Here is a 15,426-nt window from a genome sequence, read left to right as displayed (position 1 = left end):
ACGGACGGGTGTCGCGTGCTGCGGGGCCGAGGACGACGGCGACCGCTCAGCCCACGGCGTGGGGCAGGGCGAACCGGGCGTGCACGGGTTCGGCGGCGACGTGCACGAGCGGGTCGTCGCCAGGCAGGCCGAGGCGCCCCAGCGCGTCCGTGCGCCACAACCCGACCGACCCCCGGCGCAGCGTCCAGGGCTCGTGCTCGACCGGGAAGCGCCACAGCCGCCCCGCTCGCACCGCGTACGCGTTCCAGCGCGCGGTGAGCCACTGCACCAGGCCCGACGTCGCGTCCACCGTCTCGTCGGCATGCACCGTGGCGTCGAACCGGAGAGGCCGGCGCCGGGCGGGCTGGTGCGGCACGCGGAAGGGCTCGGGTCCGTCCGTCGCGGCGAAGCGATAGCGCCACGGCCCTGCGGCCGGCGCGTCGACGGCCGCCCGCGCGTGGTGGTAGGGCACCCCGGCGGCGCGCGTCCCCGCGACGAACAGTCGTCGTGTGCACCACAGTCCGAGGAACCAGACTCCGCGGGTGCCGGTCCGGTCGCGGACGTAGACCCGCAGGTTGAGCTCGGGGAACGTCGACCAGCCGGGCACCGCGGCGAACGGCCCGAGCCGGACGTCCGCCATGACGAAGGGCACGAGACCGACCCAGGTCGCGCCGTCGTACGTGTCGACGGTCAGGCCGGGCGGCAACCAGGTCTGCACCAGGTCGGGATCGACCTGCCGGTGGACGAATGCGAGCGACTCCCACCGCTGCGCCCCGACGCCCGCGAGCCGCACGTCAGACCACCCGGTAGAGCAGCCCCTGCGCGAGTGCGACGACGACACCCAGGACCGCCGACCCGCCGAGCGCCGCGCCCGCCGCCGCAAGACCCGTGCCCGCGTCGCGGCGGGAGAGCGCGAGCAGCCCGGTCACGAGGGCCACGAGACCGGCGATACCGCCCAGGAAGCCGTTGCCGATCTGGACGGTGCTGAGCACCGCGGGCGAGTAGCCCGACGCCGACAGGATGAAGGGGTAGACGAGCGTGACGAGCGTGCCGACGAGCACCGTGACGAGGCCTGCGACGAACGACGTCACCGCGAGCGGCGAGCGCCGCCGGGACGTCGGGCCCGGTGCCGCCTGCCCCTGCGCAGCGAGATCCGGCGGACCGTACGGCGAGGACGCACCGTAGGGAGAGGGGGCCCCGTAGGGCGGAGGCCGGTCGGCAGGTGTGCTCATGGCGGACATCATGCCGGGTCCGGAGCGCCCTCGGTCAGGTCCGTCGACTCGTCCGGCTGGTAGACGCACACCCACAGCGCGTCGGGTCGCACGCTCACGTCGAGACGTTCCGAGGGATCGATCACGTCGCCGTCGAGCTGGCGCGGCTGGGACCGGTCGGAGACGATCGAGATCGTCGTGCCGCGCACGACCTCCCGGCTCGGTACGCGGCTCTTGCCCCGGACGACGCCCCACAGGAGCTGCACCCAGTGCTTGAGGTTGCGCGGTGCGACGATCGCGACCTCCATCTGCCCGTTGTCCGGCTCGGCGTCGGGCAGGAGGTTCGTCCCCGCCTGGAGCCGCCCGACGTTCCCCACGAGCACGGTGCGCGCGCGGCGCCGACGCGTCTGCCCGTCGACCGTCACCTCGACGTGCATCTGGTCGTCCGCGAGGTGCTTGAGCGCCGAGACCACGTAGGCGAGCGCGCCCGCCTTCGCCTTGAGCGCCGTCGGGGCGTCCTCCATCATCGCGGCGTCGAGGCCCATGCCGGCCATGACCGAGAAGACCTGCCCGTCGACGACGCCGACGTCGATGGCCCGGCGACCGCGCTCGAGCGCGAGGCGGATGCCGTCGGTGGGGTTCGGCGGCACGCCGAGGTTGGTCGCGAGCAGGTTCCCCGTGCCGCCGGGCAGGATCGCCAGCGCGACCTCGGTCCCCACCAGGCCCTCGATGACGGCACGGACCGTCCCGTCGCCGCCGCTGACGAACACGACCTCCGCGCCGTCGTCGACCGCCTGGCGCGCCTGCCCGGTACCCGGGTCCTCCGCCGTCGTCTCCAGCCAGGCCGGGGCGGGCCAGCCGTCGCCGGCGAGCCGGTCGGTGATCGTCGCCCGCAGCTCGTCCAGGCCCTCGACGCGGTTCGGGTTGACGATCACCGCCGAGCGGAGCGGGGAGCGGTCCAGCCGCTGCTCGGCGGCGGGCTCATGGGTCTCGTGGTCTGGCGGCACGACCCGAGTATGGCCCGTCATCACGCCGCCCGCCCAGCCCCGCGCGGGGCAGGGCCCCGCTCACGCCGACAGGATCTCCGTCGCGAGGGTCAGCCCCGCGCCGTCGGGCTGCCGGTCGACGCGTACGACGTCGCCGTCTGCGACGTCGCCCGCGAGCAGCATCTTGGCCAGGGCGTCGCCGATCTCCCGCTGCACGAGGCGGCGCAGGGGGCGTGCGCCGTACGCGGGGTCGAAGCCCTCGATCGCGAGCCACTCGCGCGCGGCCGGGGTGACGTCGAGCGTGATGCGCCGGTCGGCGAGCCGCGCGGCCAGGTGCTTGACGCTGAGGTCCACGATGTGTCCCAGCTCGTCGAGCGACAGCGGGTCGAACACGATGACGTCGTCGAGCCGGTTCAGGAACTCGGGCTTGAACGACGCCCGGACCGCGGTCATGACGCTCTCGCGCTTCGCCACGTCGTCGAGCACCGGGTCCACGAGGAACTGCGAGCCCAGGTTCGACGTCATGACGAGGATGACGTTGCGGAAGTCCACCGTGCGGCCCTGGCCGTCCGTGAGACGTCCGTCGTCGAGCACCTGGAGGAGGATGTCGAAGACCTCGGGGTGGGCCTTCTCGACCTCGTCGAGCAGCACGACGGAGTACGGGCGACGCCGCACGGCCTCGGTGAGCTGGCCGCCCTCCTCGTACCCGACGTACCCCGGGGGCGCGCCGACGAGGCGCGCGACCGAGTGCTTCTCGCCGTACTCCGACATGTCGATGCGCACCATGGCGCGCTCGTCGTCGAACAGGAAGTCCGCGAGCGACTTCGCGAGCTCGGTCTTGCCGACGCCCGTCGGTCCCAGGAACAGGAACGAGCCCGTCGGGCGGTCCGGGTCGGAGACGCCGGCCCGCGAGCGCCGGACCGCATCGGACACCGAGCGCACCGCGGCCTGCTGACCGATGAGCCGGTCGCCGATCACGTCCTCCATGTGCAGGAGCTTCTCGGACTCGCCCTGGAGCATGCGGCCGGCGGGGATGCCGGTCCACGCGGACACGACCTCGGCGATCTCGTCCGCCCCGACCTTGTCCGCGATCATCGGCGCCTGCTCGGCGATCTCCTCGGCGCCCTCGACGGCGGCCTCCTGCTCCTCCGCTGCGTCGAGCTCGCGCTGGACCTGCGGGATCTCGCCGTACTGCAGCCGGCCCGCCGTCTCGAGGTCGCCCTCGCGCACGGCGCGCTCGACCTGGACGCGCAGCTCGTCGAGCTTCGCACGCAGGTCGCCCACACGGTTGTGACCGGCCTTCTCGGCCTCCCAGCGCGCGGTGAGCGCGGCGAGCTCCTCGCGCCGGTCGGCGAGGTCGGCACGCAGCCGCTCGAGGCGGTCGAGGCTCGCGGCGTCCGTGGAGTCGGAGAGCACGACCTCCTCCATCTCCAGGCGGGTCACCGCGCGCTGCAGCTCGTCGATCTCGACGGGCGAGGAGTCGAGCTCCATCCGCAGCCGCGACGCGGCCTCGTCGACGAGGTCGATGGCCTTGTCAGGGAGCTGGCGACCGGTGATGTAGCGGTCGGAGAGCGACGCGGCGGCGACGAGCGCGGAGTCGGCGATCGTCACCTTGTGGTGCGCCTCGTACCGCTCCTTGAGCCCGCGCAGGATCGCGACCGAGTCCTCGACGGACGGCTCGCCGACGAACACCTGCTGGAACCGGCGCTCCAGCGCGGGGTCCTTCTCGACGTTCTCGCGGTACTCGTCGAGCGTCGTGGCACCGACGAGGCGCAGCTCGCCACGGGCCAGCATCGGCTTGAGCATGTTGCCCGCGTCCATGGCGCCCTCTCCTCCGGCGCCGGCTCCCACGACGGTGTGCAGCTCGTCGATGAAGGTCACGACCTGCCCGTCCGACGAGCGGATCTCCTCCAGGACGGCCTTCAGCCGCTCCTCGAACTCGCCGCGGTACTTGGCGCCCGCGACCATGCTCGCGAGGTCGAGCGAGATCAGGCGCTTGCCCTGGAGAGACGTGGGGACGTCCCCCGCGACGATGCGCTGCGCGAGGCCCTCGACGACGGCCGTCTTGCCGACGCCGGGTTCCCCGATGAGGACGGGGTTGTTCTTGGTGCGCCGGCTCAGGACCTGCACGACGCGGCGGATCTCGGTGTCGCGCCCGATGACGGGGTCGAGCCGGCCGTCCGCGGCCGCCGCGGTCAGGTCGGTGCCGTACTTCTCGAGCGCCTGGTACGTGCCCTCGGGGTCGGGGGTGGTCACGCGCGCGCTGCCGCGGACGGCGGGCAGGGCCGAGCGCAGCGCGTCCGCGGAGGCCCCTACCTGCTGCAGCGCCGTGGCCGCGGGCGACGACCCCGCGGCGATGCCGAGCAGGAGGTGCTCGGTCGAGACGTACTCGTCGCCGAGCGACTGCGCCTCCTTCGAGGCGTTCTCGAGCGCGGTGGACGTCGCCCGCGAGGGCGACGGCTGCGCGACGGCGGACCCGCTCGCGGTGGGCAGCGCGACGAGCGCGGCACGCACCTGGCGCCCGACCGCCTGCTTGTCGGCTCCCACGGCGTCGAGCAGCCCGACGGCGACCCCGCCGTCCTGCGCGAGCAGCGCGGACAGGACGTGGGTGGGCTCGAGCTGAGGGTTGCCGGCGGCCGACGCGGTCTGGATCGCCTCGCCGATCGCCTGCTGCGACATGGTGGTGAACTTGGTTTCCATCTGTGCTCCGAGGGTTCTCCGAGTGGTGCGAGTACTGATCTGACCAGTGCAACCGCCGTCAAGTTGAGTGTATTCCGCTCAAGTCTGGCCTGCGACCGGCACGCACCCCGCGCGGTCCCGGCGCTCTCGCGGCACGGGTTCACCCTCGCCCGTTCCGTCTCAAAACGGTATCGACCCTCGCCCCGGTCGACGATCCACGCCATGCTGAGGGGGTGAACACCTCGCCCGCGCGCCGCCGGATAGGCCTCGCCGCCCTCTTCGCCAGCCTCGCCCTGCTCCTGTCCGCGTGCATGCGGATCGACATGAACTTCACGCTCCACGAGGACGACACGGCAGACGGCACGATCGTCATGGCGCTCTCCGACGAGGTCGCCGAGGCAGCAGGCATGGACCCCCAGGACGCCTGGGACCAGATGAGCACCGACATGGAGTCCGACCTCCCGGACGGGGCGACCCAGGAGCCGTACGCCGAGGACGGGTACACCGGCTCGAAGTTCACCTACACGGGGCAGCCGATCTCCGACATGTCCGGGGGCACCACCGACGAGCTGTCCATCACGCGCGAGGGCGACGAGTTCGTCGTGAGCGGGACCATGGACATGTCCGACGAGGAGATGGGCCTGGACGGCACGGACGCCGACTCGGACGACATGACGCGCCAGATGATGGAGGGCTTCGAGTTCATCGTCTCCATCACCTTCCCGGGCGAGGTCGCCGAGACCAACGGCGAGGTCGACGGCACCACCGTGACCTGGACCCCGCAGGTGGGCGAGGTGAACGAGATCTCCGCCCGCGGGTCGGCGATCGAGGGCGGGGCCGCCGCCGACGGGAGCACGGGCACCGACGAGGACACCGCCGACGACCAGGGCAGCACGGACGACCAGGGCACGACCGACGACCAGGGCACCACGGCCGACGACGGCGGGCAGGGCACGACCGAGGACGCCGGCTTCCCCTGGTGGATCCTCTTCGTGATCGGCGGCATCGTCCTGCTCGGCATCATCGGTCTCGTGCTGTGGCTGGTTCTGCGCTCCAAGCCGGACGCCCAGCAGGGTGCGCAGACCGGCGCCTACGGACAGGCGCCCTACCCCGGCCAGCCGAACCAGCCTGGCCAGTACCCCGGCCAGGCGGGCCAGTACGGCTCCCCCCAGGGCGGCTACCCCCAGCAGCCGGGTCAGCCGGGTGGTCAGTACCCGGGCCAGCCGGGCCAGTACGGCTCCCCCCAGGGCGGCTACCCCCAGCAGCCGGGCTCCTACCCGCCGGCGCAGCCGGGCCAGCAGCATCCCGGGGCGCACCCCCAGACCCAGCCCACGGCTCCGCTGCCGCAGCAGCCGCCACCGGCCCCCGGCGCTCAGCCCGGCCAGCAGGGTCAGTGGGGCCAGCAGGGTCAGTGGGGCCAGCAAGGTCAGTGGGGTCAGCCCACGCAGCCCATCCCGCCGACGCCCCCGGCAGGTGGTGGCACGGGCCAGCCTCCGCAGCCCACGCAGCCGCTCCCGCCGCAGGAGGCCCCGCAGGGACCCGACGACGAGATCGACGACGCGACCCGGCTGCGCCCGCCACCCTCGGAGTGATCGACCGGGCTCGCGGAGCCCGCTCGCCCGGGGCTCAGCCCCAGAGCGGCTCCGCGGGTTCGTACGCGAGCGCCTCGTCCGCGACGCTCTCGTCCACGTCCGCGAGCGTCGCCGGCTGCCACGCCGGGTCGCGGTCCTTGTCGACGACCTGGGCACGGATGCCCTCCACGAGGTCCGGCTGCGTGTCCACGAACCAGGACACGAGCCCGTACTCCTGGGCGAGCGCCGCCCGCAGGTCCGGCAGGCGACGGGCGCTCCGGACCGCCGCGAGCGTCACGGTCGTGGCCGTCGGCGACAGGGTGGCGAGGGCGTCGGCCTCCGCCCCGGCGTCGACGTCACCGTCGCTCTCCTCCGTGCGCAGGCGCTCGACGATCTCTGCCACCGTGCCCGCCCCGTAGCAGCGGTCCACGCGCGACCGCCGCGCGACCAGACCCGACGCCGGGGGATCGACCGCGTGCAACCGCACGACCCGGTGCACCGTGCCGGCGTCGAGCGGGTCGACACCCGCCACCGCGAGCGCGACGAGGTCGTCGCGCAGCAGACCGAGGCGCTCGCTCGGCACGAAGTGGTCGGCGAGCCCGGCATGGATCGCGTCGGACCCGTCCATGGTCACGGCGCCGAGCGCCAGGTGCTCCCCCAGGCGCCCGGGTGCACGAGCGAGCAGCCAGGACCCGCCGACATCGGGCGTGAACCCGATGCGCGTCTCCGGCATGGCGACGCGCGACCGCTCGGTCACGACCCGCACGGTCGCGTGACCGCTCAGGCCGAGCCCGCCGCCCATCGTGATGCCGTCCATGATCGCGACGACGGGCACCGGGCTCTCGGCGATCGCGGCGTCGACCGCGTACTCGCGGCGGAAGTACCGCCGCGCGTCCTGCGGCCGGCCCTCCGACACCCCGGCGTGCAGCTCGCGGACGTCCCCGCCGGCGCAGAACCCGCGGTCGCCCGCGCCGTCGAGCAGCACGACCCGCACCGTGGGGTCGTCGCGCCACGCCGCGAGGACGTCAGCGATCTCGCCGAGCATCTCGTACGAGAGCGCGTTGAGGGCTCGCGGCCGGTCGAGGGTGAGGTGGCCGACGGCGTCGTCGGCGCGCGCGATGATCTGGCTCGTCATCCGGCTCACGGTACCGTCGGGCCATGTCTTCCTCGACGCGGTGGCACGACGACGTGCTGGGCGAGGCCTGGCAGGCCCGTGACCTCGACCTGCCCGACGGCGCGGTGGCCACGCTCGTGCGCCGGGCGGCGCCCGGCGTCGGGCCGGAGACGACGGACCGGCCGGCCGTGCTGTACGTGCACGGGTTCATCGACTACTTCTTCCAGACCCACGTCGCCGACGCCTTCGAGGCGCGCGGGTACCGGTTCTACGCGGTCGACCTGCGGGGGTACGGGCGTTCCGTCGGCCGCGGCTCGGGCGCCCCGGTGCGGCCCGACGACGACCCGAACTTCGTCACCGACCTGTCGGTGTACGCACAGGACCTCGACGCCGCGGCGCGCGCGGTCCGTGCCGAGGGACACGAGCACCTCGTGATCCTGGGACACTCGACGGGTGGGCTGATCGCGAGCCTGTGGGCCGACGCGCGGCCCGGTGCTGCGCACGCGCTGGTGCTCAACAGCCCGTGGTTCGACCTCAACAGGTCGTGGGTGTTCCGCGGGCCGGTGACGTGGGTCGTCGACGTCGTCGGGCGGTTCGCCCCGCGCCTGGTCGTCGGGCACCTGGACGAGCACTGGCCCCGGGCGCTGCACGTGAGCACGGGCGGCGAGTGGGACTTCGACCTGGCGTGGAAGCCGCTCGAGGGCTTCCCGGCCCGGGCCGGGCTGCTGCGCTCGGTGCGCCGCAACCAGGCACGGCTCGCGCGCGGGCTCGCGATCGACTGCCCGGTGCTGGTCCTGGCGTCGGCCCGCAGCGGCCCGGCGGCGGGGTGGCACGAGGAGCTGCTGACGACCGACAGCGTGCTGGACGTCGAGCACATCGTGTCCCGGGCGCCGGGCCTGGGCCCGGACGTGACGGTCGTGAGCATCGAGGGCGGTGCGCACGACCTCGCCCTCTCGCCCGAGCCCGCCCGCTCGACGTACCTCCGCGAGGCGCTCGACTGGCTGGACGCCCGCACCTGAGTCGTCACCCACGCTCGAGTCGTCGCCGGCCGGGCCCCGACCGCCGTGTCCGATTCCCGCTAGCCGAAGGGGCGCGACGCGGGCGAGAATCGCACCATGACGACGACGGCACCGCACCCGGACGGCACGTCCGACGCCGAGGAGGCCCTGTCGGACCCGGACTTCGCCGAGCGCTACCGGGCGATCGCGTCGCGCGACCGCCGGTTCGACGGCCAGTTCATCACCGCGGTGCGCACGACCGGGATCTACTGCCGGCCCTCGTGCCCCGCCCGCACGCCGCGGCCCGAGAACGTGAGGTTCTTCCGGACGTCGGCCGCCGCGCACGACGCCGGGTTCCGCGCGTGCAAGCGCTGCCTGCCCGAGGCCGTGCCGGGGACCCCCGCCTGGGACCTCGGCCACGACCTCGCCTCGCGCGCGATGCGCCTCGTCGGTGACGGCGTGGTGGACCGCGACGGCGTCGACGGGCTCGCCGCCCGTCTCGGCTACACGCCGCGCCACGTCCACCGCGTCCTGGTCGCCGAGCTGGGCGCCGGGCCGGTCGCGCTCGCGCGCGCCCTGCGCGCGCAGACGGCACGGTCCCTCGTCACCGGCACCGACCTGCGACTCGCGGACGTCGCCCACGCGTCCGGGTTCGGCAGCATCCGCCAGTTCAACGACACGGTCGCCGAGGTGTTCGGCACCACGCCGGGCGAGCTGCGCCGACGCGCCCGACGCGCCCCGCCCGCCGGCCCGCCGGCCCGGCGGCTGCACGGAGCGCAGGGACGGCAGAACCCGCCCGACGGCCCACCCGGGGCCCCGGCCGACGACCGCTCGGCGCTGCTCGACCTGACCCTGCCCCTGCGCGAGCCGTACGACGCACGCGGAGTGTTCGCCTTCCTCGCCGCACGCGCCGTCGACGGCGCGGAGGTCGTCGGCACGAGCGACCCGGCACACCTGTCCTACGCCCGCACGCTGCCTCTGCCGCACGGACCGGGCGCGTTCCGCGCCACCTACGGACCCCTGCCCGACGCCGCGGGCCACGTCCCGGCGTCGGGCACGAGCCGGTCGGGGCGCGGGGCGCCGTCGTTCCGCGTCGAGCTCGAGCTGACGTCGGTCGCGGACCTGCCCGCAGCGATCGCACGGATCCGTCGGCTCTTCGACCTCGACGCCGACCCGGAGGCGGTCGACGCGGCGCTGGACGCGGACCCCGCTCTCGCCTGCTCCGTGCGGGCCGTACCCGGCATCCGCGTCCCGGGCGCGGTCGAGCCGACCGAGATCCTCGTGCGCGCGCTCGTCGGGCAGCAGATCTCGGTGGCGGCGGCCCGCACCCACCTGACCCGGCTGACGGCGGCTCTGGGCACCCCGTTCGCGTCCCGGCTCGGCCCGACCCGCCTCTTCCCGACGCCGGCCCAGCTCGCCGCGGGCGCGGGCGACGGGCTCCGGGGTCCGGCACGACGGACCGCCGCGATCCTCGGCGTCGTGCGAGCGCTCGCCGCCGGCGACCTCGCCCTCTCGTCGGCGGACGACCCCGCGACGCTGCGCGCGGCGCTCGAGGCGATGCCCGGCGTCGGGCCCTGGACCTCCGGCTACGTGGCGATGCGCGTGCTGCACGACCCGGACGTCCTGCTCGACGGCGACCTCGCCCTGCGCGCGGGCGCCCGTGCCCTCGCTCTGCCCGACGACCGCCGTGCCCTGACCGCCCGTGCGGCGCGCTGGGCGCCGTGGCGCTCGTACGCCGGGATGCACCTGTGGCGTGCGGCCGCCCAGGCGTCGGCAACGGGCTCGACCACCCGGACCGCACCGACCGCACCGAAGGAGACACCGTGACCACGAGCACCGCCCCGGTAACGACCACCGCCGGCACCACCACCGCCTGCGCCACCACCGTCACCACGCCCGACGGCCCGTTCACGATCGTCGCCGCACCGGACGGCACCGTGCTCGCGTCCGGCTGGACGTCCGCGGTGGACGCCCTCGTCGCGCTCGTCCACCCGACGCTGCGGCCGGTGCGCACCGAGGAGGTCCGGCCGGACCACGACGCCGTCGCCCCCGCCGTCGTCGCGGTACGGGCCTACTACGGGGGCGACCTGCACGCGATCGACGACGTCCCCGTCCGCCAGGTCTCCGGGCCGTACCGGACGCACGCGTGGGACGTCCTGCGCACGGTCGAGGCCGGCGACCCGGTCACGTACTCGGGCTACGCCGAGCTGTCCGGGCGGCCCGCCGCGGTGCGCGCGGCCGCGGGTGCGTGCGCGCAGAACGCCGCGGCGCTGTTCGTACCGTGCCACCGCGTGCTGCGCAGCGACGGCGGACTCGGCGGGTACCGGTACGGCCCGGAGATCAAGCGGAGCCTGCTCGACCGCGAGGCGCGAGCCTGAGCACGCGGCCCGGTCCGCCCGCGAGGCCCGCGCTCAGCCCGGCACCTGGACCTGCACGAACGTCCCGTGGTCGAACCAGACGCCGCCACCGGGGCCGCGCGCGCCGAGCGCGTGCGGCGGGATCATGGTCCCGACCGCCCCCGACCCCTGGACCGCCCGAGTCGGGCTGAGCACGAGCGCCTGGCGAGCCTTCCTGGCCTCCGTGTCCAGGCCCTTGTAGCCGCCCGTCGCGTCGAGCAGCACGGAGACGCAGTGGACCAGGCGGTCGGCGGACCGCAGGATCGTGTCACCGACCCGGGTGCCGTTGACCAGCTCGGCGTCGTCGCACACCACCACGACGCGGTCCAGGCCGGCGGCCCGCGCCTGCTCGGTGGCGCGGCTGCCCGTGGCGACGAACGTCGCGTCGTCGGCGTCCAGGTCGTCGCCGGTGAACAGCGGCAGACCCCGGCGCACCGCGAGCCGGCGGACGGGCGAGTCCTTGGGCGCGACCACCAGCACTCCGGCGCCGCGGTCCACGAGCTGCCGCAGGACCATCGCGAGCGCCGTCGACCGGCCGGTGCGACGGTCCCCGGTGACGAGGAGACCAGGGCTGTCGAACAGGTCCACCGTGTAGCGCGACAACGAGTCGCCACCGACGGCGACCGTGACGCCGTCGGCGGGACATCCCGGCGCGACGGGCAGCGCGGACGCGTCGGTGCGGGAGATCGCGTCGGGCAGCACGTCGACGCGCAGCGGAGGTGTCGCGCCACCGGACCCCGGGGGCGGGTGCACGGGGCCCGGCACGGCACGCGCCCGGGCGATCCGCTCGACGAAGGCGGCCTGCTGACCCTGGCCGTCGGCCGCGCCCGGGAGCAGCGCCATCTGCGCCTCTCGCACCCGAGCACCGCCCGACAGCATCCGCCCGGGCCCGACCTCGCGTGGCAGGTGCCGCTCCCGGAGCCCGATCGAGCGGTAGTCGTCGCGGCTCGTCAGCGGCAGCACGTACCGGGTCTCCACCGCACCCATGACCTTGCTCTCGGACACCAGCAGGCTCCGGTCACCGGTCAGCAGGACGCGCAGCCCCACGGCGGGCGCCTCGCGCAGCAGCCGCGCGAACGACGACCGGAAGGCGTCCAGGTCGGCGACGTCGCCGACCAGCCGGTCCCACCCGTCGAGGACGACCACGGCGTACGCGAGCCGCTCCGACCCGTGCACCGCGGCGCGCTGCTCGCCGAGGTCGCCGAAGCCCCCGGCCGCGAGGACCTGCTGACGGCGGGCGACCTCGGCGTGCAGACGGCGCAGGAAGCGTTCCAGTCGCCCGGTCTCGACCGGTGTCACCACCGCACCGCAGTGCGGCAGACCTGCCATCGGCGCGAGCGCGCCGTTACCCCAGTCGAGCGCGTACAGGTGCAGGTCGGCGGGCGACCACGTCGCCGCGAGCTGGGCGACGACCACGCGGAGCGTCGACGTGCGGCCCGAGCGCGCGCCCCCGATCACAGCGACGTGCGAACCCGACGCCACGTCCCACTCGAGCGGCACCTGTGCCTGCTGCGCGGGCAGGTCCTCCAGCCCCAGCACGACGGCGGTCTGCGCGGCCCGCCCGCCGGCCACGACGTCGTCGACGTCCACCACCGCCGGGAGCTCGGGGAGCCACGGGGAGGGGCGACGCGCCACCCCGGCCGCGGCGGCCGCGGCGCCGAGCAGGTCGACGACGGCGCGCAGGTCCGTGTCGTCGTGGTCCACGTCCGCGCGATCAGCGGCGTCGGGTGCGAACGCGACGGGCAGCCCGAGTCGTTCCCACGGCACGGACGCCGCCCGCGGGGACGTCGTCGCCGGTGCCGCGCCGGGCCGTCGCCCGGCGACGCGCGCCGTCTGGAACGCGACGGGCGCGGCGCCGGTGCCGCGTCGGGCGAAGCCGCGCCCGGGCTGGCGAGAGCCGATCGACGCGGCCTCGCCCGAGCCGAGCACGTCGGTGGAGTCCGTCCTGTCCGTGACGCGCAGCGCGACGCGCAGGTTCGTGTTCGCCTGCATCTCGGCCGTGATCTGGCCGGCAGGTCGCTGCGTCGCGAGGATCAGGTGCACCCCGAGCGAGCGCCCGACGCGCGCGATGCGCACCAGACCGGAGACGAAGTCGGGGAGCTCCGTCCTGAGCTCGGCGAACTCGTCGATCACGAGCACGAGCCGGGCCAGCCCTCGCGCGGCGGCCGCGACGGGGTCGCGCTCCCACGCGGCGTCGGCGTCCTTGGCCCCCAGGTCGCGCAGCACGGTCTCACGGCGCTCCAGCTCCGCGTCGAGCGACTCCAGGGCGCGTTCGGTGCCGCGCGCGTCGAGGTTCGTCACCATCCCGACCGTGTGCGGCAGCCGCTCGCAGTCCGCGAACGCGGACCCGCCCTTGTAGTCGACGAGCACGAAGGTCAGCGCGTCGGGACGGTTGACCAGCGCGAGCGACACGACGAGCGTCTGGAGGAGCTCCGACTTGCCGGATCCCGTCGTGCCCGCGACGAGCCCGTGCGGTCCGTCCTCCGCGAGGTCGACGCCGAGCACGCCGTCCGCGCCCGCACCCACGACGGCGTACGTCGAGCGCGGGACGGCCGCCCACGCCGCGACGATCGGCGCCGGGTCCTGCAGGTCCACGCCGAGGAGGTCCACAAGCCGCACCGACGACGGCAGCAGGTGCTCGTCCCCGACGCCCGCGACGTGCACGACCGGGGCGAGAGCACGTGCGGCGCGACGCGCGACGTCGAGCGAGGTGCCGTCGAGCAGCACGGGACCGACGACGCCGTCCCGCGCCACGACCTCACCGGTCGTCGTGTCCTGGCGGTCCACGGCGACCTCCGTCGCGCACTCCTGCGGCAGGCGCGACCGGTGCTCGTCGAGCGCGACGACGAAGACGCCGACCGCCGGACCGTGCTCGAGCAGCGTCACCATCCCCGGCAGGAGGCGCATCCCGCGCGCCTGGTCGAGAAGGACGACCGTCTGGGTGTCGAACGCGGCACGCGAGCTCTCGCGCGCCGCACGGCGGCGCGACTCCACGAGCCCGCTCAGCTCGCGCACCCGGGCCTGGCGGGTCGCCGGCGTGTTGCCGACCTGCACGCACGCACCGGCGCCACCGCCGACGTGCGGGAGCCAGCGCACCCAGTCCCAGTCGTCCTGCGCGGTGTCCTCGCACAGCAGCACGACCCGCAGGTCGCGTGGCGAGCGGAGGACCGCGAGCTGGACGAGCATCGCCCGGGCGAGGGACACCGCGACGTCCCGCGGCCCCGCGACGCCGACGGTGCCGGAGCTCAGCTCGACCGTGACCGGGGAGGGCGAGACACCCACGCTCACGGCGACGCCGTCGACGCGGGCACGGGCTCCCTCCCAGCGCACGTCGAGGTCCTGGTCCGCGACGCCGACGCGCACGGTCACCGCGTCCGGGTCGGTCGCCCGCCGCTCCCACAGCCGGGCGCCGGGGGCGACCGCGACGTCGAGCACCGCCACGGGGTCCGGGTGGTCGTGCCACCGGCGCACCCGCTGCTCCGTCACGAGCCGGGCGACCTGCGCACGCGCGGCGAGCACCTCCTGCCGCCACGTCTCCTCGGTCCGACGACCGCTCCGGCGGGCCGCACGGCGGCTCGTGACGTAGCTGCCCACGACCATGAGCGGGGACGCGAGGGCCATCATCAGGTACCAGTACCGGCCCAGGGCGAGCGCCATCGTGACCCCGAGCACGACGGGCACGAGCGCGGCCAGCCACGGGAGCGGCGTACGGTCCCGGTCCGCGGGCTTCCCACCGGGAACCCGCACCGCGGGTGTCGCGACCGGGGGACGGATCCGCGCGCCACGGTTGAACGCGACGTGGCCGACGCCGTCGGGCACCACGTGGGCGTCGCTCGCCGGCACGACCCCGACCCGCAGCAGGCTCGACCCGACCTGCACGACGTCGTCCGGGCCCACCTCGCGCGCGCCGGTCAGCCCGACGCCGTCGACGAGGACGACGGCGGCGCCCTGCGGGTGCACGGACATGCTCGGGTGGCCGGCGCCCGACGTGACCTCGAGCGTCACGTGATGGTCGCCGACCGCCGGGTCCAGCAGCCGCACCCGCATCGCCGCACCCGAACCGAGGGTGATGCGCGTCCCTGTCGGCAGCGCGACGCTCTCCCCCGCGAACGGCCCCCCGACGACCTCGAGCCGAACCGTCCCGGCAGGCAGGTCCGCACCGTGCTCGCGCGGCAGCACCACGCCGGCCAGGATGCCGCTCGACGCCAGGTCGGTGGCCGGGTCGACGCTCGCGACGTCGCACGCGGCCACGCCGAGGACGTCGGCGAGCTCGGCCACGGTCGTCGTCGGCGCGACGTCGACGACGACGTCCCTGGTGCCCTCTCCCGACCCCACCGTCAGGGGAAGCTGCATGCTCGTCCCTGCGCCATCACGACTCCCCCGTGCGTCGTCGAGGCCGCCCCTGTGCATCCAGGACCGGCGCGAACCCGCCGTACGCTAGCATCGCGGCTCCCCCCGGCCTCCGTCGTCCACAGCCCGGTCCGAACCGAGG

At 75.0% G+C, this 15,426-nt stretch carries 10 protein-coding genes; 4 read left to right on the top strand and 6 right to left on the bottom strand.

From position 1 onward, the window contains the following. Window positions 1–46 precede the first annotated feature (46 nt). Genes IF651_RS06730 through clpB form a run of 4 tightly spaced genes read right to left on the bottom strand, consistent with a single transcriptional unit; the run spans window position 47 to window position 4,876 of the window. Window positions 47–772: a DUF2071 domain-containing protein gene (locus IF651_RS06730; protein WP_191828336.1), complete on the bottom strand. Its 726-nt coding sequence runs from the start codon at window positions 770–772 to the stop codon at window positions 47–49. Window position 773: 1 nt separating this feature from the next. Beyond that, window positions 774–1,211: a hypothetical protein gene (locus IF651_RS06725; RefSeq protein WP_191828335.1), complete on the bottom strand. Its 438-nt coding sequence runs from the start codon at window positions 1,209–1,211 to the stop codon at window positions 774–776. Window positions 1,212–1,219: 8 nt separating this feature from the next. Beyond that, window positions 1,220–2,197 carry a diacylglycerol/lipid kinase family protein gene (locus IF651_RS06720; RefSeq protein WP_338403811.1) on the bottom strand — a complete coding sequence of 326 codons (978 nt, stop codon included), beginning with the start codon at window positions 2,195–2,197 and terminating at the stop codon, window positions 1,220–1,222. Window positions 2,198–2,257: 60 nt separating this feature from the next. Further along, the gene (gene clpB, locus IF651_RS06715; RefSeq protein WP_191828333.1) at window positions 2,258–4,876 is read right to left on the bottom strand and encodes an ATP-dependent chaperone ClpB; all 2,619 of its coding nucleotides are present in this window, start codon (window positions 4,874–4,876) and stop codon (window positions 2,258–2,260) included. A gap of 212 nt (window positions 4,877–5,088) precedes the next feature. Here clpB and IF651_RS06710 point away from each other — a divergent pair, with 212 nt between their 5' ends. Further along, complete coding sequence (locus tag IF651_RS06710) at window positions 5,089–6,447, top strand: LppM family (lipo)protein (protein ID WP_191828332.1); 1,359 nt, start codon at window positions 5,089–5,091, stop codon at window positions 6,445–6,447. 34 nt (window positions 6,448–6,481) lie between these two features. Here the strand turns inward: IF651_RS06710 and IF651_RS06705 are convergent, their stop codons facing one another. Further along, complete coding sequence (locus IF651_RS06705; protein ID WP_191828331.1) at window positions 6,482–7,561, bottom strand: enoyl-CoA hydratase/isomerase family protein; 1,080 nt, start codon at window positions 7,559–7,561, stop codon at window positions 6,482–6,484. Between the two features lie 23 nt (window positions 7,562–7,584). Between IF651_RS06705 and IF651_RS06700 the strand changes: the two genes are divergently transcribed. The 3 genes from IF651_RS06700 to IF651_RS06690 all read left to right on the top strand — a co-directional run bounded on the left by IF651_RS06700 (window position 7,585) and on the right by IF651_RS06690 (window position 10,916). Then, a complete protein-coding gene (locus IF651_RS06700) occupies window positions 7,585–8,559 on the top strand; it encodes an alpha/beta hydrolase (protein WP_191828330.1) in 975 nt (324 codons plus the stop codon). A 96-nt stretch (window positions 8,560–8,655) separates the two neighbouring features. Beyond that, window positions 8,656–10,365 (top strand): Ada metal-binding domain-containing protein, encoded by a 1,710-nt coding sequence (locus IF651_RS06695; RefSeq protein WP_191828329.1) that lies wholly within the window; start codon window positions 8,656–8,658, stop codon window positions 10,363–10,365. Then, a complete protein-coding gene (locus tag IF651_RS06690; protein ID WP_191828328.1) occupies window positions 10,362–10,916 on the top strand; it encodes a methylated-DNA--[protein]-cysteine S-methyltransferase in 555 nt (184 codons plus the stop codon). The genes IF651_RS06695 and IF651_RS06690 overlap by 4 nt, the downstream gene beginning before the upstream one ends. A 33-nt stretch (window positions 10,917–10,949) precedes the next feature. On the opposite strand, the gene IF651_RS06685 is transcribed toward IF651_RS06690, so the two are convergent. Further along, window positions 10,950–15,287, bottom strand: coding sequence for an FtsK/SpoIIIE domain-containing protein (locus IF651_RS06685; protein ID WP_191828327.1), 4,338 nt, complete (start codon window positions 15,285–15,287; stop codon window positions 10,950–10,952). Window positions 15,288–15,426 lie beyond the last annotated feature (139 nt).

The organism is Cellulosimicrobium arenosum, from assembly GCF_014837295.1.
GTDB classification, from domain to species: domain Bacteria; phylum Actinomycetota; class Actinomycetes; order Actinomycetales; family Cellulomonadaceae; genus Cellulosimicrobium; species Cellulosimicrobium arenosum.
This window is presented reverse-complemented; position numbering and strand designations above follow the sequence as displayed.